We start from the raw sequence: 21,387 nt of genomic DNA on the forward strand, positions 1-21,387 counted from the left end.
CTCCTCCCCGTTCAGAAATTGCCCGGTCGGGTCAGCGGTGCGCCTGTCTGCGCCCCAGGGTCTCGTCGTACCAGCGGGTGAAACTGCGTCCGGCCATGCTCGCCTCGGCCAGGTCCGTGGCGGCCTGCCTCAGTTCCGGCAGGAAGCTTTGCAGCAGCTCCGGTGTCGCCCTTGCGGAGGGACCCGCGATGGAGACCGTGCCGATCGGTTCTTCCGTGTCCGGATGTCGGATCAGGACGGCGATCGCGGCCATGCCCAACATGAAGCTGCTGCTGTTCTGCGCGTAGCCCTTGCGGCGCGCATCCTGGACGATCGCCATCAATTCGGCCACGCTGGTGGGGGCAGAGGTGCCGCCGGCGCCGGGCTTGTCCATCCCCTGGCGCATCACCGCGGCGATGGCCTCATCATCGGTCAGCCCTGAAAGCCAGGCCTGTCCCCCCGACGCAGAGGCAAGGTGCACGATCTGCCCGTGTTCCGCGTCAGGATCATAGCGCAGACCCGATGTCGCGCCCTGGGACACGCCAACCCAGATCAGCTCCTCTCCGTCGAAGAGGGCCATCCGGATCAGCTCTTTCGTGTCCTGCGCAAGCCGGTCGAGAATCGGCTGGCTCAGGTCCGGGATCCCGGTGCGGGCAAGGAATGCGAGCCCGTTCGTTGCCAGTTTCAGCGTCAGCATGTAGTCGCCGTGTTCCCGGTTCTGTCGGGTGTAGCCCAACCCCTCCAGTTCTTTCAGGAGCCGATGTACCCCCGAAGGGGGTAGGTCGAGAGCCTTCGCGATCTCGCTCACCGATGCGCCCTCGGGCCGTTCGGCCAGAAAGCTGATCACCGACAATCCCTTTTCCAGTGCGCTGCTCATCCGATGCCTTTCCTTGCTGGCCTCCGCCTCGCGGCATGTGGCGTTGCGGTGAGGTTATGGAAGTCGGATCAAAATGTGAAGCAAATTAAAAACTGGAATGACATTTCATTTTTTGGCAATGATTGATGGAGACGCGATTCGACGCCGACCGAGGAGCCCGCACCTCAATCATCGAGGGGTGGGAGGGGGCGTCAGGGAGGACAGACATGTCAGACACGAGGGCGGATATCCGCTTCGATGAACTTTCACCTGACTACGACGTGGTGGTGATCGGTTCGGGCGCCGCAGGGCTGGGGGCTGCCGTATTCGCGTCCCTGGAGGGTGCGAAGGTCCTCGTGGTCGAGCGGACGGAATATGTTGGCGGCACCTCTGCTCTCTCCGGCGGGACCGTCTGGGCCCCGGGCACCCGGACCGGGCAGAGCGTGAACCCGGAGGACAGCCGAGAAAATGTTTCGGCCTTTCTGGACAGCGCCGTGGGCAACTTCGGCAACCGCGACATGCGCGAGGCATTCCTCGATGCGGCGCCGGAGGCGATCGCGACCCTCGAAGACCGGACGCAGGTCCGGTTCCGTCCCTATCCGCGCCATCCCGACTACGAATGGGATCATCCGAACGCGACGCTCAACGGGCGTGCAATCGAACCCGTTCCCTTCGATACGCGCGACATGGGCCCCGCGCGGGAGATGATCCGGCCGCCGATCCCCGAATTTACCGTTCTGGGGGGCATGAACATCGACCGTGTCGACATCGGTCACCTTCTGAACCGCTACAAGTCCCCGGGATCTTTCGTGCATGTGGCGAAGACCGTGACCAGATACATGCGGGACAAGGCTGTATATGGGCGCCACACCCGGCTGGTGATGGGGGGCGCGCTCGTCGCGCGGCTGCTGGCGTCGGCGCTTGAGCTGGGGGTCGATATCCTCCGGGAGACCGAGGTGACCTCGATCCGCGAGGCAGGCGGAACGGTGACCGGGCTTGATCTGCGGTCGGGCGATGCAACGGCGCAAGTCGCCGTCAGCGGCGGGGTCATCCTGGCGACCGGCGGATTTGGCCGTTCGGAGAAGCTGCGCGCGGGGCATCTTCCCGCTACGCTTCCGGCGGAAAGCCCCTCTGCTCCGGGGCACACGGGCCGGATGCACGAAATGGCCTTTGAACTGGGCGCGACCTATGGGGCCGGTGGCGATCAGGGGGCATTCTGGGCGCCCTGTTCGGTGCGCAAACGCGCCGATGGAAGCACGGCGGTCTTTCCCCACTTCGTTCTGGACCGTTCCAAGCCGGGGACGATCTGCGTGGACCTGAAGGGGCGCCGCTTCGTGAATGAAACGGTCTCCTACCACGCGTTCGGCAAGGCCATGCTCGAAGGCGGCGCTGATACGGCGGGTGCCTGGATCGTGACGGATGCGCCGACCCTGGCGAAATTCGGCCTTGGCATGGTGCATCCCGGCGGGGAGAACCCCCGCCCGTACATCGAGGAAGGCTACCTGATCGAAGCGCAGACCCTGGAGGAACTGGCAACCTCGACGGGGACCGAACCCGACTTCCTGAAAGCCAGTGTCGAAGACATCAACCATGCGGCGGCAACGGGTGAGGACAGCGCCTTCGGACGTGGGGGATCGCCCTATCAACGCAACAATGGGGATCCGAGCGTCACGCCGAACCCGACGCTTGGCGCCATCGCAGTGCCCCCCTTCTACGCCGTGCGCCTGCAGCCGGCCGATATCGGGACGGCCCAGGGGCTGCGCGCGGACACCAACGCGCGGCTGCTGAGAGAGGACGACAGCGTGATCGACGGTCTCTACGCCTGCGGCAACGACCTGCATTCCATCATGGGCGGGACCTATCCCGGCCCGGGCATCACCCTGGGTCCCGGGCTGGTCTTCGGCTGCATCGCCGCACGTCACGCCGTTGCTCGTTCCAAGCAAGAGAAAGGACAGTCCCGTGCAGCTTGACGGTGAAACCATCCTGTTCCCGATCATCGGGGATCCTATCGCCCAGGTCCGCTCTCCGAAGTTCCTGACGGAGATCCTGGCGGAGCGGGGCGTCAACGCCATCGTGCCGCCGCTGCATATCCACGCCGACCATGTCGCGGCGGCGATGGAGAGCTTCCGCAACATGCAGAACGTGGGAGGCGTGGTCGTCACGGTCCCGCACAAGATCGCCTCTCTCGACTACTGCGACATCGTCAGCGACCGTGCGCGCTTCGTGGGATCGGTCAACGTGATCCACAAGGATGCCGAGGGGCGGTTCATCGGCGATAACGTCGATGGGATCGGCTACCTGGACGGGATCAAGGCGCTTGGCTTCGAACCTGCCGGGACGAAAGCCCTGCTGATCGGCGCCGGCGGGGCAGGCAGCGCGGTGGCCTTCGAGATCCTGGATCGCGGCGCCGCACATCTGACCATCGCCGATCTGGACGAGGCGCGCCTGTCCCGGATCGTCCAGGCCCTCGAAGAGCGTTTTCCCGGTCGTGTCAGCGCCGGAGGCAACGACCCGACAGGCATGGACCTTGTGGCGAACGTCACCCCCTGCGGCATGCGTGAGGGAGACCCGTTCCCGGCAGATCCGGAGAAGATGAGCGCAGAGACCTTCGTGGCCGATGCGATCACCCGGCCGGAGGTATCGCCCATGGTGGCTGCGGCCCGTGCCAGGGGCTGCAGGACCATGACCGGGGCGGGAATGTTCAACGCCGAGGCCGAGCGCCTGGTGGATTATCTGCTGGGAGAGGGGCTGCCCTCCGACCCGGCGAAGGAGGAGGCGGCCTAGGCCGTCGGATCAAAGGGAGGAAGACCATGAGAAACGTGATTGCAGGCCTGGCCTTGTTGGCAATGTCCGGGGGCGGTGCCCTGGCGGCGGACTATCCCGCGAAAGAGATCCAGGGGGTCATCCAGTGGGGGGCTGGTGGCTCCACCGATACGGTGATGCGGGCCGTCACGCCCCACGCGGCCGAGGCCCTGGGTGGCAACATCGTGATGCAGAACAAGACGGGTGGCGTTGGCGCCATCGCGCTGCGCTACGTTCAGACCCAGAAGGCCGACGGCTACACCCTGCTGATGGGGGCGGAAAATCCGCAGATGTACAAGGTCCTGGGCCTTGGTACCGACGACTACACCGACATGGTGCCGATCAGCGTCCTGGCCCGTGGCGTGCCGATGTTCGTCGCCAACAATGACGCCCCCTACGACACGATGGCGGAGTTCGTGGCCTACGCCAAGGCGAACCCGGGGGAGGTTCGCGTCGGTTCCACCGGTCCGGGCGGGCTGACCTCCATCGTGCTGGCGATGCTGACCGCCCAGGAAGATGTCGATTTCACCCGGGTCCCCTATGATGGCGACGGCCCGGCGCTGACGGCCCTTCAGGGTGGCGCAATCGACGTGATGCCTGCTGTTCTCGGGGCGGCAATCGAGGGTGTGAAGGCAGGGCGCATGAAGGTGATCGGCCTCGTCGATACCAAGCCCAACGATCTGCTGCCCGGTGTCGTGCCGATCACCGAAGAAATCCCCGGCTTTGCAGACTACCTGCCCTGGGGGCCGTTCTTCGGTGTCTTCGTCAAGAAGGGCACGCCGGAGGATATCGTCGCGGCGCTGCAGGCAGCCTATGCCGAAGGCGCCAGGAACCCGGATTTCATCAAGCTTATGGAAGATCGCGGTTTCATCATCATGGGCATCTCCGGCGACGAGGCGATGGAGTTCCTCGAAAGCTATCGGTCGACCTCCTCCTGGCTGGTGCATGACGCGGGCTTCTCGAAGAAGTCGCCTGAAGACTTCGGCATCCCGCGTCCCTGAGACGGGCCGCGCGACGCTGCAAGCTCATGAGAAAGCGCGGCGCCCCCGGGGGCGCCGCCACGGTACGGCCCGGGCTGCGGGAGGCAGCCAGGCCCTTGCCTGCAAGGAGGAGCCAACATGAAAATCGACTATCGCGGTGATGAGGATCACCATGACGGAACATCAGATGCGATGCCCGGCGGCTACTCCGACAGGCGGCGCCCCGGTGAACTGGTCTTCGCGCTGCTTCTCGTTGCCGGTTCGGGCACCTTGCTCTGGAACGCATATGGTATCGCGGGGTTCGAGGCGCTCTCCTCTGCCGGTGCGGTTCCGATGGCCGTGACTGCAGTCATGCTGGTCTCCGCCCTGGTCATCTTCTTCGAGGGGCTGCGCAAGGGGCCGGTCCTGACCGAAAGCCTGTCGAGGGACATCCTGCCGCCGCTGGTGATTTTCCTGATCCTGGGCCTTCTGGCCTTCGGGATCGCTCTGGTGCCGCTTGGCTTTGTGCCGACCGCGGCGATCTTCCTGGTGGTGTCGATCAAGTTCATGGCCCGCAGGTCCTGGCCTGTCACCCTGGCCGTGGCATTCGGCAGCCTGCTGGTGATCTGGCTCGTCTTCCGCCTGATATTCACCGTGCTGCTGCCGTCCGGCATCCTGCCGGAGGCGGAACTGGTGCAAGGGCTTCGTGATCTCTTTTCCGGGGGAGCAAACTGATGGACACGCTTCTGGCCTTCCTGACCATTTTCAGTCAGCCCCAGCTTCTGCTGCTTGTCGGGCTTGGTACCTTCGCCGGTGTCTATGTCGGGGCGATCCCGGGGCTTTCCGTCACCATGGCGGTATCTATCCTGATCTCCTTCACGTTCTCCTGGGATGTACTGCCGGCGATTTCCCTGATGATCGGCATCTACATGGGCGGCGTCTACGGCGGCTCGCGTACGGCGATCCTGCTCAACATCCCGGGCGCGCCCTCGGCCATTGCCACGGCGCTGGATGGCTATCCAATGGCCCAGAGGGGCGAGGCGGGCACAGCCATCGGGGTGACGACGGTGATGTCCTTCATCGGTGGCTTCGTGGGGATTGGTGTCCTGGCGCTCGCCGCGCCCTATGTCTCCGACTTCGCGCTGACCTTCCAGCCGCGGGATTACATGCTGCTGGCCGTCCTGGGGATCTTGCTGGTGGGGTCGCTGTCTTCCGGCTCCCTCGTGAAGGGGATCTTCGCCGGTTCTCTTGGTCTGGCCATCGGAGCGGTCGGACTTGATCCGCTGACCTTTTCCGATCGCCTGACCTTCGGCATTCCGCTGCTGCAGTCGGGGATCAACTTCATCGCGGTCATGATCGGCATGTTCGGCATCTCCGAAGCGCTGCTGCAGCTGCACCACGTCGATGCTCCGGTGATCAAGCAGAAGATCTCCCGCATCATTCCGAGCCTTGCGACGGTCAAGAAGCACCTGCCGCTGAGCCTTCAGACCTCGACGATCGGCGTGTTGATCGGGGCGTTGCCCGGCACCGGCGGCGATATCGCGGCGCTGATGGCCTATGATCATGCGAAACGGGTGACAAAGTCGCCGTCGCGCAAGTTCGGTGACGGGGCGATGGAAGGCCTGGTGGCCCCTGAAAGCGCCAACAATGCTGCGGTCGGCGGGGCCTTCATCCCGATGATGACGCTGGGTATCCCGGGTGATGCCGTCACGGCCATCATGATCGGCGCCCTTTTCATTCATGGCCTGAACCCGGGGCCCATGCTCATGGTCAACCAACCCGACATGTTCTGGTTCATCGTCGGCGCACTGGTCATGGCCAATGTCTTCATCCTGATCTTCGGGCTGACGGGCATTCGCATCTTCACCAAGATCGTCGAAATCCCGCGCGCCTACCTGATCCCGCTGATCATGCTTCTGTCGATCGTCGGGGCCTACGCGGTGAACAACTCCATCACCGATGTCTACTGGATGCTCGGGTTCGGTGTGCTGGGCTACTTCATGCGCCACTACGGCTACCCGCTGGGTCCCGTGATCCTGGGTGTCATCCTGTCGAGGCTTCTGGATGACAACTGGCGGCGCGCGATCATCTCGGAACGGGAAGACCTGGGCGCCTTCTTCATGGGGATATTCTCCAGCCCTCTTTCCCTGACCTTGCTGCTTGTCGTGATCGGGATCTTTTTGTCACAGACGCCGCTCTACAGGTTCGCGAAAACGCGCATCGCGCGGCAGCTTGCCGGTCAGACCTGACCGCAGGGCAGGGTGGGGCGGAGCGGGGAGAGAGGCCCTGATCAGCGCTTCCGGGCGGGCTGCATGAGAACGACGAGCAGGTAGCCCCCGCCCAGGCACCCGGTGACCAGGCCGATGGGCATGACAAGGCCGAATGTTGCCCTCTGACTGATCAGATCCGCGAGGAGCATCAGGGTCATGCCGGTCAGTGCGCTGGTGGTGATGGGCAGATCCGGCGTACGCGACAGCCGTCGGGCAATCTGAGGGGTGGCGAGCGCGATAAAGGCTATCGGGCCCGCTGCGGCGGTGGCGAGCGATGTCAGGCCGACGGCCGCCAGGACCGCTGCGTAGCGGGTCCTGCCGACGGGCAACCCCAGTTGCCGGGCCATCTCCTCACCCATCTCCAGCAATGCCAATCGACGGGCAAGCGCGATGAGGATGGGGGCAAACAGGATCAGCCCCGCGAGGGAAATCCAGACATGGGTCCAGTTGCGCGCGTTGAGCGATCCGGCCAGCCAAAGCTGGGCCGACATGACCTGATCCAGCGCGCCCTTTGCCATGAGCAGGGTGTTGAAGCCGGTGAGGATCGCACCGACGCCGATCCCGACCAGGACCAGGCGATAGCCGCCGCCCGCGCCGGACCGGCGCGCCAGCAACAGCACCGCGACTGCGGTCAGCATGCCAGAGGTCATCGCGGCGATGGCCGTGCCGAAGGCGGTACTGCTCCCCATGACCAGAAGCGTGATCGCGCCGGTGGCAGCGCCCGTAGTGAAACCGATGACATCGGGGGAGCCGAGCGGATTGCGTGAAATCGACTGGAAAGTTGCACCGGCCATCCCGAGAGCGGCCCCCACGGCCGCCGCTGTCAAGACACGGGGCAGCCGCACGTAGTGCAGGATGCGGGTCGCGACCGGATCATCGGACTGACCGAGCAGGGCTTGCCCCACCTGAAGTGGTGACAGTTGCATCGTGCCGGTACCCAGCAGAACCAGAGCCAGGAGCGATGCGACGGCAAGCATTGCCGCGCCGATCCAAACCGGGCGTGGCTGCCACAGCACGCTGACCCCGCCGGCACGGTAGAGCCTGCGTCTCCCCGGCCTCACAGATGCACCAGACGGTAGCGACGGACGACGTGGATGAAGAACGGCCCGCCGAGGAGAGCAGCGACGATGCCTGCTGCGATCTCTCCCGGAATGGCGATGATCCGTCCCAGGATATCTGCCGCCAGCAGCATGACCGCCCCCAACAGGGCCGAGAGCGGAAGGACGCTGCGGTTTCCGGGACCGGCGAGAGCGCGGGCGGCATGGGGGGCGATCAGTCCAACAAAGGCAATCGGGCCGGCTGTCGCCGTGGCCGCCCCGGCCAGCAACATGACGGAGAGGCAGGCCAGCGCCCAGATCCGCCGGGGTTCCAGGCCAAGCGTGCGACCAAGGTCCTGCCCCAGTGCCAGTGCATCAAGGGCGGGTGCCACGATCAGGCTGACAAGGCCACCGGCGAGAAGCGCGATGGTCATGACCAGGGTTGCCTCCATGCCGCGGCCTTCCAGCGTGCCGGTGTTCCAGTTGCGCAGCACGTCCAGGACGTCCAGGCCGGAATTCAGTATCAGCAGCGATGCGATGGTGCTCAGCACGATGGACAGCCCTGCGCCGGAAAGCACAAGGCGCACGGGGTCCGTTCCGCTTTCATGGGCCCGGCCCAGCAGGAAGACGGCAACGCCTGCAAGCCCCGCTCCCAGGAAGCCGAACCAGACATAGCCGGCAACCGAGGTGAGCCCGAACGCCATCGTGCCCAGAACGACGGCGAGCGCGGCGCCGGCATTTACCCCCAGAAGCCCAGGTTCCGCCAGGGGGTTGCGTGTCAGTGCCTGCATCATCGCCCCGGCAAGGCCAAGCGCCCCGCCCGCTGTCAGCGCGAGCAGCCCGCGGGGAACCCGCAGGGCGCGGACGATGACATGCAGATCGCTTGTCGGGTCATAGGCGGAAAAGGCCCGCAGGACTTCGGCAGGGGGAATGGGCCGGGATCCAACCCCCAGGCTGAGAACGGACAGCAGGACCAGGGCCGCCAGACCTCCGCAGAAGCCAAGGCGCCGTCTCGCGGCCTCGCGCGACCGTCGGCCCTGTCGGGTCATTCGGCGAATTCAGCGGCGACCGTATCGACGATGGCCAGGCCCGAGTAGTAATCGACACGGAACGAAGTCGGCCCAAGGGGGAAGACGCGACCAGCCTTCACCGCGGGCAGGTTTGCCAGAACCGGGTCGTCCAGGACGGCCTGCACGTCTTCCTGGTCGGCGGCGAGCAGGAAGATCGTCTCTCCCGTGATCGCGGCAGAGAGGTTTTCATGCGACACGAAATCGAATTCGCGGGAGGCCTGAACCAAACCGCGCATCTCTTCGGGGATACCGGTCACGTTGAACCCCATTTCGGTCAGAACGCGGGCCTGTGCACCCTCGGGTTTGCTGACGCCGTAAGTGCCGAAGAAATTGTAGGAAACGATGCTGACGCTTCCCTCGGGGGGGGGGATGGTTTGCCCCGCCGCCCGGGCCTTGGCGGTGAAGTCGCGGGTGACCTCGGCGGCATCAGCCTCGTGCCCGGTGGCTTGTCCCAGGGTCGTGGCGAGTTGCTCCCACGGGTTCACGCCGTAGTTCAGGACCAGAACGGGGAATCCCATGGCTTCCAGTTCCGGCACGAACTCGATGGCGCTGTCGCCGCCGGTTTGCGAAACGATCACCAGATCCGGATCTTGCAGGATCACGGCTTCAATGTCGAAGGTGAGGTCCGGGTAAAGAACCTGCACGCCCCGATCGTGGGCGACGTCGGCCCACTGGCGGAAGAAACCACTGTCGTCCGTCATGCTGCCCCGCGCGGCGGCGGCCGTGGCGATGACCGGCGCGTCGATGGCCAGAAGGGTTCCCGTCAGGCTGGGGGAGGTCGAGACGATCCTTTCAGGCGGGGCCGACAGGGTCAGCGTGCCCATGGCATGATCGATCTGACGAGGCCAGTCTTCCCCCGCGGTGGCGAGAGCAGGCAGGAAGCAGAGGGTCAGGGCAGCAAGGCAGGCTTTGAACATGGTAACTCCGGAGGTCAGATCGGCAGGTCGGCGTCGTTGAGGCTTTCGAGGCCCCTTCCGCTCTCGCGGAGCGCCTCGTAGGCGGCCAGCCGGTGGCGGTCCACTTCGGAGCTGCTCATGCCCAGCTTCCAGTACCCCATGATCTTCTGGTCATCGCGGCCCAGCTCCCGTGCCTTGCAAAGCGTGCGGATCTCTCTCATGTCCTGCCGTTCACCGGCGGCCCATATCGTCCACTCGCCGGTCGCAAGGGCAGTGCGGGCCGCCTCGGCCAGGCGTCCGGTCGTGCCGGCGGGCGCCTCCCGGTCGCGCTGCAGCAGGTGGCAGGTCACGCCCGGGACGTCGGGCAGTTCGGCGAAGGCAGCGGTATCCGAGGTTTCGATCCATGCCTCGCCCTCCTGTCCTTCGGGCCAGGCGCGCAGGATGGAAAGCACGGCGGGAATTGCGGTTTCATCGGCGAAAATCGCCACCTTCCGGCCGCTCGCGAAGTTGGGCGTCATGTGCGGGCGAGGTCCGATCATCCAGACGGTGTCGCCGGGCTGTGCCGCCTTGAGCCAAAGCATCGCAGGGCTGTCATCTTCGTGCAGGACGAAGTCAATCTCGGCCTCGCAGGTCGCCGGATCGAACTGGCGGATCGTGTAGATGCGGGAGATGGGCCGCTGCCCTTCCAGCGTGGCGACTTCCAGGCGGATCGCGACATTGGGAACGGTCCAGGCTGCCGGATCTTCCGTCAGGATGCGGCCGGTGACCCGCGCGACGGAGGCGACAGGCCGGGCTATCCGGAGAAGCTCCATCTGCACGTGATCCATGTCGCGCATGTGATCCTTGCTCTTCAGCAGGTTCTTCCGGTCTTCGACGACTTCGTGCTGGAGGTTGGTCATGACAGCCTTTCTTCCCGGAAGGCTTCCGGGCGGGTCGGATGGGACTGAGGATGGCATGGCTGACGATGACCGGCCCGGGCGCGGTCAAGCGTGGCTGTTGCCATATTGCAGAGCGCGTTCCGCAATGCAATACGAAGCGATACGTATGCGCCGGTCGAACGGGGCGATGCCAAGACAGGAGCACAAAATGCCTGATCGTCTGAGTGCCGAAGACCTGACCCTGCGCTACGAGACGCGGGTCATCTCTGACGGGCTGACGCTGAGCGTGCCCGACGGAGGGTTCTCCGTCATCGTGGGGCCGAATGCCTGTGGCAAATCTACCCTGCTTCGCGCCTTGTCACGGCTGTTGTCGCCGCAAAGGGGGCATGTGATCCTTGATGGAAAGGACATCGCCGAATTGCCGTCGCGGGAGGTCGCGCGCAGGCTTGGAATGTTGCCGCAATCGCCCCATGCGCCGGACGGGATCACGGTGTCGGATCTGGTGGCCCGGGGGCGGTTTCCGCATCAGAGCTTCCTCAGGCAATGGTCGCCCGAGGATGAGCGGGCCACCGAAGACGCGCTGCGGCGGACGGGTACGCTTGACCTTGCGAAGCGCCGCCTGTCGGAACTCTCTGGCGGGCAGCGGCAACGGGTCTGGATCGCGATGGCCCTGGCGCAGGAAACGCCGATCCTGCTGCTGGACGAGCCGACGACCTTCCTGGATGTGGTTCACCAGATCGAAGTGCTGGAATTGCTGTCGGAATTGCATGCCGAAGGGCGTACGGTGGTGGCGGTGTTGCACGAGTTGAACCTTGCGTTCCGCTACGCCAGCCACGTGATCGCGATGCGGGACGGCAGGGTCGTCGCACAGGGCGCGCCGGAAGAGATCGTGACAGAAGACCTGATCCGGCAGGTTTTCGACCTGAAGGCGATGGTCATGGCCGATCCGGTTTCCGACAGGCCGATGATCATTCCCTACCGTCAGTCCGCGACCTGAGGCAGGTTGCGAAGCCCGCCCGTGGATCGATTGACCAGCCGCGCCACGTCCTGAAGGGCGAGCCGGTCTTCGGGATTGCGCAGGCGTCCCAGGTCCGTCGTCGTGGTGAGGACGCAGGCAAGCTCCCCCTGAGCGTCGAGGATGGGGGCCGCCTGACCCGTGACGTGGGACAGTAGGTGGTTGGTCAGCTCTGCCCAGGCTTCGTGGCGAATCCGGTCTATCTCCGATCTCGCGGGGGGTGTCCCGCGAAAATGCTCGGGCTGCAGAAGGCGCGCCGCCTGGATCTGGCTGGCGGGCAGGAAGGACTGGAAGACCAGCCCGCAGGCTGTGTTGTCTACCGGCAAGACGTCGCCAAGCCCCAGTGGTGTAATGGAAAACTGGGCGCTTCGGTACCACCGTACCAATGTCGGCCCGCGCTCTGTCCAGATCGCCACGCCACCGCTCATGGCATGGGTTTCGGCCAGCAGCTTCATCTGGGCGCCCGCCATTTCGACCGCATCGACACGTCGAAGGGCAGCGATCCCTATTCTGAGCGCTTTCGAGCCGAGGTCATACTGGCTGGAGGCCGGATCCTGGGTGACCATGCCTTCCTTCACCAGCGACTGCATGTAGCGATGCGCGGTGGAGCGGCCCGTCTCCGCACGCCGGGCCAGTTCGCCCAGAGGCAGGGGGGTGTCGGCAGCCGACAGGATTTCAAGGAAACGCACCGCGATAGAGATCGACTGGATGGTGTTCGAGCGACGTGTACCGGACCGTTCTTCATCCGCCTCCTTGGGCCCGTCGGTGGCTCGGATTTCCTTGCGCATGTCGTGTCCCGTTCAGTTGGCCGGTGAGGTGTGACCATATTCCGACATTTGCTGCGACGTAAAGTCCGACTACGATCACGTATTTGACATGCGGAATGCGTTGTGCAATGCGAAACGTACGCACAGCCAGCAGGAGTCATCCGCGCCAGCCTTTTCATGCTCGGTCTCGGGGGACTCAATGGCTCACACACACCGCGCGCGACTCGCGCGCAGCGCAAGCATCCTGTCAATCTGCATCGGCCTGACCGCTGGTGGCGCACAGGCGCAGGACGATGAAACGATCATTCTGGCTCCGATCCTCGTCACCGGGGAAAAGGTCGACCGGGACGTGATGGACACGGCCTCTTCGGTCGAGGTGCTCTCGGAAGAGGACATCACCGAAAAGGCCGGCAAGTCGGACGTCGCCACGGTGATCGCCGGGACAGCCAACGTGCTCTACACGGAAAATGTCGGCACGCCGATCATCCGCGGTCAGAACTCCGAAGGGCCCCACAACGGCGCCAACGCGTTCTTCGCCGGCACCGCGCCGCGTGCCACGATCAATCTCGATGGTCACTACCTCGACTACAACGAGTTCTATTTCGGCGCGACCTCCGCCTGGGACGTCGCCTCGATCGAGGTCTTCCGTGGTCCTCAGACGACTTCGCAGGGGGCAAATGCGATCGGTGGGGCGATCATCGTCAATACCAACGATCCGACCTTCGTGCGCGAAGGCGCCTACCAGCTGGAGTTCGGCAACTACAACCATCGGCGCGCCTCGCTGATGTGGAACACGCCGCTTGGCAGCGACTTCGCGGCGCGCGTCGCCCTCGACTACAGCGCACGGGATACCTTCATCGACTACAACGGGTCGACCTTCGTCCAGAACGAGATCGGGCAGGACTTCGAGACCATCAACGGCCGCGCAAAGCTGCTCTGGCAACCTGCGGAAATCCCAGGGCTGGAGATGCTGCTGACCTACAGCCACACCGACACCACCCGGCCCAGCTCTGAAGGGGCAGAGGCCCCCTACGATGAACTGGAATCCAGCGCGACCTGGATGCCGGGCTGGCATCAGCTGACCGACACGGCGATCTGGGACACGACCTATGACCTCGACAACGGCATCGTTGTCAGCAACCAGATGCAGTATTCCACCCAGGACATCGCGCGCCGGGTCGGAACGCCGACCGTAGGCGATGCCGACATCAATCGCGATACCTGGAGCAACGAATCCAAGCTGACCTTCGGCCAGCCGGGTGATGTGCTGAGCGGTGTGACAGGCCTCTACTTCGCCAAGGTGACGCAGGATGACACGCTGAACCAAGGCGGTATCTCCACCTTCGATGACGAGAAGGAGAACCTTGGGGTCTATGGTGAGGTCAGCTGGCGTTTCACCGACAGCTGGACGGTGACCGGGGGGCTGCGCTACGAAAACGACTACATCCGCCGTACCGGGGATGTCGTGGCCAGCTTTGCCAACAGCGATCTGGACTACGAACATACCTTCGAAGAGATCCTGCCGAAACTGACCCTGTCCTACGAGGTCTCGCCCTCCCTGACCGTTGGCGGCCTGATTTCCAAGGGCTACAACCCGGGCGGAATTTCCCTCGACTTCGTGTCTTCGAAGGAGTGGGAAGAGTACGAGGCGGAAACCGTCTGGAACTACGAACTCTTCGCGCGGGCAAGCCTTCTCGACGATCGGCTGATGCTGACGGGCAACCTGTTCTACATGGATTACACCAACGCCCAGCACAGCATCACGCAGACCATTGGCGGGGTGACCTACATCCACACCATCAACGCCGACAAGGCCGAAGCCTACGGGTTGGAGCTGGGTCTCGACTATCGCCAGAGCGAGGCGCTGACCCTCAATGCGAGCCTCGGCCTGCTGCATACGGAGATCACCGAGTTTTCCAGCGCCAGCGACTACGAAGGCAACGAGTTCGCGCGGGCGCCGGGTCAGATGCTGAGCCTCGGTTTCAACTGGGATGTGTCCGACCGGCTCACCCTCGGCGGTCAGGCCCGCTACGTGGACGGCTACTACTCCGACACGTCGAACAGCACGACCTACGAGGTGGACGACTACACGCTGGTCAATCTCAACGCGAGCTACGAGCTGCGCAGCGGGCTGGAGCTTTATGGCTACGTCAACAACGTCTTCGACGAACGCTCGCCGGTCATGAAGCAGGCTGCACGCGGCACGGTGGTCTTCACCCAGGCCAGCATGACCAGCCCGCGCATGTTCGGCCTGGGGATCCGCGGCACGTTCTGAGCCCCGTTCCCTGTCACACCCGGTTCGACCCGGCCCGTTCCGCGGGCCGGGTCCCTGCATGAAAGAGGATCCGGCATGAAATTGCATGACAAGCTCTGTATCGGGATGTCCCTTGCTCCGACCTGGCTGAGCAACGAGGGCTGGCGGCAACCTGACAGCGGGATCGAGGGGCTTTTCAGTGCCGACTTCGCCGCCGATATCGCACGTCGTGCGGAGGCGGCGCATCTAGACTTCGTCTTTCGGCCGGATGCCAGCTGCCTGCCCGTGCCGGTGCTGGAGAAATCCTTTGGCTTCGCCAGTCTCGACCCGACGTTGATGGTGGCATCTCTGGTGCGGGAAACACGACGCATCGGTCTGGTGACAACCATTTCCACGACCTTCAGCCATCCCTACACGATTGCCCGGCAGATGATGTCGCTTCACTGGATGAGCCGGGGCAGGGCGGGCTGGAACGTCGTCACGGCCCTGCAGGGCAACGAGAACTTCGGCATGTCCGAAATGCCCTCGTCGGAGGAACGCTACGCCCGGGCGGAAGAGTTCGTGGAGGCCGCACGCGCGCTTTGGGCCAGTTTCCCCGCCGAAGCCCTGCTCATCGACCGGGACGCGGGACGGTTCGCGGATACCGGTGCGATCCGGCCCGCCGATCACCATGGCGCCTGTTTCGACATCGCGGGGCCGTTGAACATCCCGGCCTTCCCCGGGCCGCGCATCCCGCTGATGCAGGCGGGGGCATCTGCCGGCGGGGTGGCCCTTGCGGGCAAGATCGCCGATATGGTCTTCGCGCAAACCCTTGATATCGAAACGGCCCTGCAGACCCGTGCGCGCCTGTCGGAGGCCGCGGTTGCGGCTGGCCGTTCGCCGGGGTCTGTTCGGCTCCTGCCCGGGTTGAGCCTCTACCTCGGTGAAACGCGTGAAGACGCGATGGACCTTTTCCTTGCCAACCACAGGCGCGTGGATCGGGACACCAGGCTGGCGCGCGTCAAGGAGGCTGTGGGCCTGGACCTGGGCGCATGGCCGGGGGACCGGCATGTCGGGGTCGAGGATCTGCCCATTGGGTTCGTACCTGCCCGCAACCCGTCTCATGGCACCGTCCTGCGCGCCCTCATCGAGGCCGAAAGGCCAACCGTGGATGAGCTGCTCGCGCGTCCGGAAACCGTGGCTTCGGTTCATTGGCAGGTCATCGGCACCGTCGATGACGCCTTCGACGTCATCACGCGCTGGTTCGACGCGGGTGCGGTGGACGGTTTCGTCGCCGTGCCTGGCGGTGGCCCGGTGTCCCTGCGGCTCACCCTCGAACGGCTGGTGCCCAAGCTGGCGGAGGCGGGCTACTTCCGGACCGATTACGACGGTGAAAGCCTCGCAGATCACCTGGCCTGACGCAGGGGGCGCGTGCCAGCCCGCCTGATCCCGGACATGAAAAGGGGCGCGACATCATCTGTCGCGCCCCGATGCCTTTCTCGGTCCCGAAGGATCAGGAGTTAGGAGAGATCGCGTTGACGATCTGATCGGTGTTGTACTCCATCATCTGGATGTAGCTCGGTGCCGGGCCATCTTCGGAGGACAGGGATTCCGGGTAGAGCTCACCGCCGGGCTTTGCCCCGGTCGCATTGGCGATCTGTTCAACCAGGCGCGAGTCGTTGGAATTCTCGATGAAGTAGACGCTGACCCCTTCAGCCTTGATCTGGTCGATCATCTCGGCCACGTCGGCCGCCGATGCCTCTGTCTCGGTGGACAGGCCAAGGGGCGAAAGGAAGCTGACGCCGTATTCCGCCTGATAGTAGCCAAAGGCATCATGGCTGGTCAGGATCTTGCGCTTGTCGGCGGGCAGGGCGGCGATGTCTTCCTTGATGGAGGCATCGAGGTCTTCCAGCTCGGCCCGGTAGGCGGCGGCGCTTGCCTTGATGTCCTCTGCGTCCTCGGGATCAGCTGCGATCAGCGCGGCTTCGATGTTGTCCACCCAGATCAGGACATTCGCAGCGCTGTTCCATACGTGCGGGTCGGTCATGATCTCTCCGTCCTCGTCGAACTCGTGGGTCTCGATCCCGGTGGAGACGATCACGGGGGCCTCGGTCGTGCCCGCGGCCTTGGCCAGCCGTTCGAACCAGCTTTCCAGGCCTTCCCCGCTGAGGAAGGTGGCCGAGGCTTCCTTCAGCGCCTTGGCGTCTTCGGGGGAGGGTTCGTAGTCATGCGGATCGCCGTTTGCAGGCACCAGGCTGGTGACGTTGACGTGGTCGCCACCGACATTTGCCACGACATCGGCAAGCACGCTGAAGCTGGCCACGACGTCGATGGTCCGCGCGCTGACCGGCGCAGCCAGGCCGAGGCCAAGGATGGTGGAGCCGGCGAGGGCGATCAATGTCTTGTTCATTTCCGAAGTCCTTTCGTTCAGCCCGCCAGGTGCGGGCGCTGGAAGAGGTGACGCAGCCCGCCCGAGGGGCTGAGCAGGAGAGAGAGGCCGTAGATCACGCTGGCTGTCAGGATGATCGTCGGCCCCGAAGCGAAGCGGAGGTGGTAGGAAATCAGAAGGCCCACGAAGCCCGACACGGCTGCGCTGCCGGCAGCAACCGTGAACATCATGGGCAGGGTGCGCGCCCAGAGTTGCGCGATCGCGGCAGGCAGCATCATCAGCCCCACGGCCATCAACGTGCCGAGGGATTGGAAGCCCGCGACCAGGTTCAGCACCACCAGGAAGAGGAAGATGAAGTGGTAAAGAGGACCACGCCCGCCAACCGCACGCAGGAACCCCGGATCGAAGCATTCCACGACCAGCGGGCGGTAGATCAGTGCCAGCAGGACCAGGGTCAGCGAACTGATCGTCCCGATCAGGTAGAGCGCATCCGCATCAATCGCGAGGATCGTCCCGAAGAGGATGTGCAGCAGGTCGATGTTGGATCCCCGCAACGAAACGATGAGCACGCCGAGGGCAAGGGAGGTCAAGTAGAAGCTGGCGAAGCTGGCATCTTCCTTCAGGGTGGTTGCCCTGCTGACCAGGCCGGAGAGCAGCGCGACCGCAAGCCCCGCGACAAGACCTCCCAATCCCATGGCCAGCAAGGAGAGATTGCCCACGATCAGGAAGCCGATGGCCGCGCCCGGCAGGACGGCATGGCTCATCGCGTCGCCAACCAGGCTCATCCTGCGCAGCATCAGCAGGACGCCGACAGGGCCCGAACCAAGACCGAGGGCGAGCGAGGCGACAAGGGCGCGGCGCATGAAGCCGTAGTTGGCGAAGGGTTCGACAACAAGGGACCAGAGGCTCATGCGTTCGCCTCCGATCCAAGCGTGCATACCTGGGCATCCTCGTCCCATGCCTCCGAAAGGGCGCGGGCCCGCAGGAGGTTGGAGGCTGTCAGGGTCGTTTCCGTGGGGCCCCAGCCAATCAGTTCCCGCGCAAGCAGGACTGTCTGGGGGAAATGCGCGCGCACCTGGTCGAAGTCGTGCAGGACGGCGATCACCGTGCGTCCCTCGCCATGCCATCGTGTGATGACACCAAGCAGGTCGCGGGTCGTGCGGGCGTCAATCGCGGTGAAGGGCTCATCCAGCACGATCACCCGCGCATCCTGAAGCAGCAGCCGCGCAAAGAGCACCCGCTGAAACTGACCCGCCGACAGCGCGCTTAGGGGGCGGGGTCCGAACCCTTCCAGGCCGACGGCCTGCAGGGCGGTTTCGGCCTGGGCCATCAGCTTCTTCGTGACGCCGCCGAAGGCGCCCATCCTGTGCCATGCCCCCAGGATCACGGTATCCGCAACGGTGATCGGAAACTGGCGTTCGATTGCCGCCGCCTGCGGAAGGTATCCCAGCTCACGCGCGACAAGGCCGCTCTTGACGACCTTACCCTGGGCCAGCGGAAGCTCCCCCATCAGGGCCTTCAGCAGCGTGGACTTCCCGGCGCCGTTGGGCCCGGTCACCGCAGTCAGGCTGCCGGGCTCGAACCGGCCGGACACATGGTGCAGGGCAGGGTGACGATCGTAAGTGACCGTGACGTTTTCCAGTTTGATCGCTGGCTGGGTCATGGCAGCGAAACAGCCCAGAGGATGGCCAGCCAGAGGGCCATGATCACCACGGCCGCGCCTGCAAGCCTCTGCCAGGCTGGTCGTGAAATCAGGGAGTTGGTGGATGTTGTCTTCATGATGATGCGCCGCTGGGGAACTCGGAACGATTCAATACATGATACGTTATAACAGCGCAATCCTGCCGCCGACCGCGCGCGCGATCGTGATGGATCGGTCCCTATGTGTTTGCCCGGACGGGTGGTTTACCGGGCGTCGGCGCCGAACAGGGACTTCGGGATGATCGCGTGCACCCCCCAGTTTCCATCGACCACCTGGGTCACGCCGAAATCCACGGAGGCGGAGATCAGGGCGACCACGTGGTCTTCGGACAACTTCCAGCGCGCCATCATGAAGCGGCGCGTCTTTCGAAATGCGTCGCGCATCGCGAGGTCCAGAGAGGATTGCGCGTAGACCTCGCTCAGCCCCTTTGCACCGAATTCAGCCAGGTAATCCGGATAGCTGAGACCTGTCAGCACCCAGGCATCGGGGGTTTCGATAAGGGGATAGTTGATATCGGAAACCTCCGATCCTGCTTTGTGCAGGCGCACGGTGAAGGTGCCGGTCATCGAACATTCGATCGCCGTGCCGGAGAGCTCCCCGTCGCCCTGTGCGGCATGCGGATCCCCGATGGACAGAAGCCCACCCGCGACGGAGACAGGGAGGTAGATGGAGGATCCCTTGCCAAGTCGCCAATTGTCGATGTTCCCGCCGAAATAGGCGGGCGGGACGGAATCGATCAGGTCATCTTCGCGCGGTGCGAGCGCGATGACTCCGAAATGCGGCCGAAGCGGGACACGAACCGCGGGGGAGGGCGGTGGCTCCAGCTGGATGGTTTCCGGTGCGACGGGCACGCCGGGATAGTCGTAGGTCCGATGCAAGACGCCGAAGGGATCTCGCTGCGGCTCCCAACGGTAGTTGTAAAGCAGCTCCGCATGGCCGCCGTCCTCGTCCTGGTGGATTTCGAAGATCGACACGATTTCGCGGGGCTTCGGCTCATGCAGAAGTTCGGAGTAGTGGTAGCCCCACCAGGCAGAGACGTTGCTGCCGAAGCAGCGCCCTTCGTAGCCGGGGGCATGGCTGGGCCGCGGCGTGATGTCGTCGATCCGGACCTCGATCACATCGCCGGGTTCGGCACCTTCCACCAGGATCGGTCCGGTGCAGATATGCACGCCGAAGCCTTCGCCCGCCCCGCGCCCATAGACGGTCGCATCTATGGGGCCGGCGCCGCGCCGGTCGACGGCCTTGCGTTCTCCATCCCAGTAGAAAACGTCTTCGGCAGCCGGATCGCCGTCGATCATCAGGGCGGGGGCGTCGGTGGCGTGCTGCGTCAGGGTCTCGATCACCACCTGATCACCGGAGGCGATGGTCAGCACCGGCGGAAGGGAGCGGCTGAGGTATCCCCAGTGCACGGTTTGCGCGCTGGATTCCAGGTGGTGCCGCCCGCCAGTGGTCGGCGGGGCGATCAGATCCTTTCGGGTATGGCTTTCGAGCGCCGCAGAACGGTGCTTCCGACTGCGCGACCGGTCAAGCGCGCTGAGCGGCCAGCCCCGGTTTTCGACATCGGACGGCATTTCCTTGAGCTGTTGGGTCAGTGCGGACCGGAAGGCGCCGGGCGGCTGTCCGAAGCGCTTCTTGAACTGCCGGTTGAAGTTGGCCGGATCGTCAAAGCCGCAGCTGTAGGCGATGTTCGCGACCGATACCTGCAGGTCTTCCGCCCCGCCCAGCAGGGATCTTGCCCGCAGCAGGCGCCGTTCCCTGAGGTAGTGGGTAAAGGTCTCTCCCTCGTTTTCGAAAAGCCGGTGCAGGTAGCGGACCGAGATGTTCTCCATTCGCGCGATCATCACCGGGGTCAGGTCGCTGTCGGCCAGATGGGCTTCCAATGTCTGGGTGACCCGGCCGAAAAGACCCGAAGAGGCGAACTGATGCGATCCATCCGCGGTGGGAGTGCGCGGCAAGGCGAAGAACAGGTCGGTGACCGATTGTTCGAGGGCGCTCCAGTCGGGCGCTTGGAACCGTTCCAGTTCGAAGGCGGCGGTTTCCACCAGCCGGGCGAGAACGCCGGGCATCCCTTCGGGCCTGAAGGCGCGGGGGGCGGTCAGGCCGGTGTTGCCCGAGCGGCGCCCTTGAAGCAGGGCATCGGGGAGGGTCAGAAGGATGGACCGACGGTTGCGGCCGAACCGAAGGGTCCAGGCAGGGTCGGCAGGGATCAGGCCGACCTGTCCTTCACGCAGGGTGATGCCTTCGTTTTCCCGGTCGATTTCAAGCGCGTCATCGAGCGGAACCACCAGAAGCGGGGCAAGGCCGCCACGGGCTTTCAGCGCCAGGGTGCGGCCCGTTGCCTGCAGTCGGGTCAGGGTCATGCCCTGGCCGCCGCTGCGCGCCAGGCCGGAACTGCCATGCCCGATGCTGGGCAGCAGCACGGAGAAATCGCTGAAATCCGTCAGGCCGAGCTTGCCAAGAAAGTCGAGCCACGCGTCCTCGCGCAGCTCTCCCGGATAGGCATCGCCATCGAATTTCGTGAGCACGCTCGTCTC

18 protein-coding genes are annotated in these 21,387 nt (G+C 64.6%); 8 read left to right on the plus strand and 10 right to left on the minus strand.

The genetic code is table 11. The features are described from left to right. Positions 1-31 precede the first annotated feature (31 nt). The gene (locus tag AC2IR1_RS08850) at positions 32-856 is read right to left on the minus strand and encodes an IclR family transcriptional regulator (protein ID WP_486475915.1); all 825 of its coding nucleotides are present in this window, start codon (positions 854-856) and stop codon (positions 32-34) included. Positions 857-1,062: 206 nt separating this feature from the next. On the opposite strand from AC2IR1_RS08850, the gene AC2IR1_RS08855 reads away from it, so the two are divergent. The 5 genes from AC2IR1_RS08855 (at position 1,063) to AC2IR1_RS08875 (ending at position 6,845) form a co-directional block, all read left to right on the plus strand. Continuing rightward, positions 1,063-2,805, plus strand: coding sequence for an FAD-dependent oxidoreductase (locus AC2IR1_RS08855; protein WP_486475916.1), 1,743 nt, complete (start codon positions 1,063-1,065; stop codon positions 2,803-2,805). Further along, on the plus strand, positions 2,795-3,619 hold the full coding sequence (locus AC2IR1_RS08860; RefSeq protein WP_486475917.1) for a shikimate dehydrogenase family protein: 825 nt from the start codon (positions 2,795-2,797) through the stop codon (positions 3,617-3,619). Before AC2IR1_RS08855 ends, AC2IR1_RS08860 begins: the two co-directional genes overlap by 11 nt. Positions 3,620-3,645: 26 nt before the next feature. After that, on the plus strand, positions 3,646-4,638 hold the full coding sequence (locus AC2IR1_RS08865; RefSeq protein WP_486475918.1) for a Bug family tripartite tricarboxylate transporter substrate binding protein: 993 nt from the start codon (positions 3,646-3,648) through the stop codon (positions 4,636-4,638). 117 nt (positions 4,639-4,755) lie between these two features. Beyond that, entirely contained in the window at positions 4,756-5,331 is a 576-nt protein-coding gene (locus AC2IR1_RS08870; protein WP_486475919.1) for a tripartite tricarboxylate transporter TctB family protein, read from the plus strand. After that, entirely contained in the window at positions 5,331-6,845 is a 1,515-nt protein-coding gene (locus AC2IR1_RS08875; RefSeq protein WP_486475920.1) for a tripartite tricarboxylate transporter permease, read from the plus strand. The genes AC2IR1_RS08870 and AC2IR1_RS08875 overlap by 1 nt, the downstream gene beginning before the upstream one ends. 41 nt (positions 6,846-6,886) lie before the next feature. On the opposite strand, the gene AC2IR1_RS08880 is transcribed toward AC2IR1_RS08875, so the two are convergent. The 4 genes from AC2IR1_RS08880 to AC2IR1_RS08895 all read right to left on the minus strand — a co-directional run bounded on the left by AC2IR1_RS08880 (position 6,887) and on the right by AC2IR1_RS08895 (position 10,768). After that, positions 6,887-7,843 (minus strand): FecCD family ABC transporter permease, encoded by a 957-nt coding sequence (locus tag AC2IR1_RS08880; protein ID WP_486475921.1) that lies wholly within the window; start codon positions 7,841-7,843, stop codon positions 6,887-6,889. Positions 7,844-7,923: 80 nt separating this feature from the next. Next, positions 7,924-8,952 carry a FecCD family ABC transporter permease gene (locus AC2IR1_RS08885; RefSeq protein ID WP_486475922.1) on the minus strand — a complete coding sequence of 343 codons (1,029 nt, stop codon included), beginning with the start codon at positions 8,950-8,952 and terminating at the stop codon, positions 7,924-7,926. Next, entirely contained in the window at positions 8,949-9,890 is a 942-nt protein-coding gene (gene fepB / locus AC2IR1_RS08890) for a Fe2+-enterobactin ABC transporter substrate-binding protein (RefSeq protein ID WP_486475923.1), read from the minus strand. Before fepB ends, AC2IR1_RS08885 begins: the two co-directional genes overlap by 4 nt. Positions 9,891-9,904: 14 nt before the next feature. Further along, complete coding sequence (locus AC2IR1_RS08895; RefSeq protein WP_486475924.1) at positions 9,905-10,768, minus strand: siderophore-interacting protein; 864 nt, start codon at positions 10,766-10,768, stop codon at positions 9,905-9,907. 187 nt (positions 10,769-10,955) lie between these two features. On the opposite strand from AC2IR1_RS08895, the gene AC2IR1_RS08900 reads away from it, so the two are divergent. Further along, positions 10,956-11,744, plus strand: coding sequence for an ABC transporter ATP-binding protein (locus tag AC2IR1_RS08900; protein ID WP_486475925.1), 789 nt, complete (start codon positions 10,956-10,958; stop codon positions 11,742-11,744). Here the strand turns inward: AC2IR1_RS08900 and AC2IR1_RS08905 are convergent. Then, the gene (locus tag AC2IR1_RS08905; RefSeq protein ID WP_486475926.1) at positions 11,729-12,550 is read right to left on the minus strand and encodes an IclR family transcriptional regulator; all 822 of its coding nucleotides are present in this window, start codon (positions 12,548-12,550) and stop codon (positions 11,729-11,731) included. The two genes, AC2IR1_RS08900 and AC2IR1_RS08905, sit on opposite strands and share 16 nt — an antisense overlap. A 178-nt stretch (positions 12,551-12,728) precedes the next feature. Between AC2IR1_RS08905 and AC2IR1_RS08910 the strand changes: the two genes are divergently transcribed. Both AC2IR1_RS08910 and AC2IR1_RS08915 read left to right on the plus strand, forming a co-directional pair. Continuing rightward, positions 12,729-14,804 carry a TonB-dependent receptor gene (locus AC2IR1_RS08910; protein WP_486475927.1) on the plus strand — a complete coding sequence of 692 codons (2,076 nt, stop codon included), beginning with the start codon at positions 12,729-12,731 and terminating at the stop codon, positions 14,802-14,804. 75 nt (positions 14,805-14,879) lie between these two features. Further along, the gene (locus tag AC2IR1_RS08915) at positions 14,880-16,181 is read left to right on the plus strand and encodes an NtaA/DmoA family FMN-dependent monooxygenase (RefSeq protein WP_486475928.1); all 1,302 of its coding nucleotides are present in this window, start codon (positions 14,880-14,882) and stop codon (positions 16,179-16,181) included. Positions 16,182-16,275: 94 nt separating this feature from the next. Here the strand turns inward: AC2IR1_RS08915 and AC2IR1_RS08920 are convergent, their stop codons facing one another. The 4 genes from AC2IR1_RS08920 to AC2IR1_RS08935 all read right to left on the minus strand — a co-directional run bounded on the left by AC2IR1_RS08920 (position 16,276) and on the right by AC2IR1_RS08935 (position 21,378). Beyond that, entirely contained in the window at positions 16,276-17,172 is an 897-nt protein-coding gene (locus AC2IR1_RS08920) for a metal ABC transporter solute-binding protein, Zn/Mn family (protein ID WP_486475929.1), read from the minus strand. Positions 17,173-17,189: 17 nt separating this feature from the next. Beyond that, on the minus strand, positions 17,190-18,062 hold the full coding sequence (locus tag AC2IR1_RS08925) for a metal ABC transporter permease (protein ID WP_486475930.1): 873 nt from the start codon (positions 18,060-18,062) through the stop codon (positions 17,190-17,192). Further along, complete coding sequence (locus AC2IR1_RS08930; protein WP_486475931.1) at positions 18,059-18,814, minus strand: metal ABC transporter ATP-binding protein; 756 nt, start codon at positions 18,812-18,814, stop codon at positions 18,059-18,061. The genes AC2IR1_RS08925 and AC2IR1_RS08930 overlap by 4 nt, the downstream gene beginning before the upstream one ends. A gap of 242 nt (positions 18,815-19,056) precedes the next feature. Beyond that, positions 19,057-21,378 (minus strand): acetamidase/formamidase family protein, encoded by a 2,322-nt coding sequence (locus tag AC2IR1_RS08935; protein WP_486475932.1) that lies wholly within the window; start codon positions 21,376-21,378, stop codon positions 19,057-19,059. Positions 21,379-21,387 lie beyond the last annotated feature (9 nt).

This window comes from Pseudooceanicola sp. NS-SX8, assembly GCF_057380755.1.

What these genes read in the sequence shown, in the direction of transcription:
- AC2IR1_RS08850 (WP_486475915.1), bottom strand. Translation starts at nt 856, where the DNA reads ATGAGCAGCGCACTGGAAAAGGGATTGTCGGTGATCAGCTTTCTGGCC.
- AC2IR1_RS08855 (WP_486475916.1), top strand. Translation starts at nt 1,063, where the DNA reads ATGTCAGACACGAGGGCGGATATCCGCTTCGATGAACTTTCACCTGAC.
- AC2IR1_RS08865 (WP_486475918.1), top strand. Translation starts at nt 3,646, where the DNA reads ATGAGAAACGTGATTGCAGGCCTGGCCTTGTTGGCAATGTCCGGGGGC.
- AC2IR1_RS08870 (WP_486475919.1), top strand. Translation starts at nt 4,756, where the DNA reads ATGAAAATCGACTATCGCGGTGATGAGGATCACCATGACGGAACATCA.
- AC2IR1_RS08875 (WP_486475920.1), top strand. Translation starts at nt 5,331, where the DNA reads ATGGACACGCTTCTGGCCTTCCTGACCATTTTCAGTCAGCCCCAGCTT.
- AC2IR1_RS08880 (WP_486475921.1), bottom strand. Translation starts at nt 7,843, where the DNA reads ATGCTTGCCGTCGCATCGCTCCTGGCTCTGGTTCTGCTGGGTACCGGC.
- AC2IR1_RS08885 (WP_486475922.1), bottom strand. Translation starts at nt 8,952, where the DNA reads ATGACCCGACAGGGCCGACGGTCGCGCGAGGCCGCGAGACGGCGCCTT.
- fepB (WP_486475923.1), bottom strand. Translation starts at nt 9,890, where the DNA reads ATGTTCAAAGCCTGCCTTGCTGCCCTGACCCTCTGCTTCCTGCCTGCT.
- AC2IR1_RS08895 (WP_486475924.1), bottom strand. Translation starts at nt 10,768, where the DNA reads ATGACCAACCTCCAGCACGAAGTCGTCGAAGACCGGAAGAACCTGCTG.
- AC2IR1_RS08900 (WP_486475925.1), top strand. Translation starts at nt 10,956, where the DNA reads ATGCCTGATCGTCTGAGTGCCGAAGACCTGACCCTGCGCTACGAGACG.
- AC2IR1_RS08905 (WP_486475926.1), bottom strand. Translation starts at nt 12,550, where the DNA reads ATGCGCAAGGAAATCCGAGCCACCGACGGGCCCAAGGAGGCGGATGAA.
- AC2IR1_RS08910 (WP_486475927.1), top strand. Translation starts at nt 12,729, where the DNA reads ATGGCTCACACACACCGCGCGCGACTCGCGCGCAGCGCAAGCATCCTG.
- AC2IR1_RS08915 (WP_486475928.1), top strand. Translation starts at nt 14,880, where the DNA reads ATGAAATTGCATGACAAGCTCTGTATCGGGATGTCCCTTGCTCCGACC.
- AC2IR1_RS08920 (WP_486475929.1), bottom strand. Translation starts at nt 17,172, where the DNA reads ATGAACAAGACATTGATCGCCCTCGCCGGCTCCACCATCCTTGGCCTC.
- AC2IR1_RS08925 (WP_486475930.1), bottom strand. Translation starts at nt 18,062, where the DNA reads ATGAGCCTCTGGTCCCTTGTTGTCGAACCCTTCGCCAACTACGGCTTC.
- AC2IR1_RS08930 (WP_486475931.1), bottom strand. Translation starts at nt 18,814, where the DNA reads ATGACCCAGCCAGCGATCAAACTGGAAAACGTCACGGTCACTTACGAT.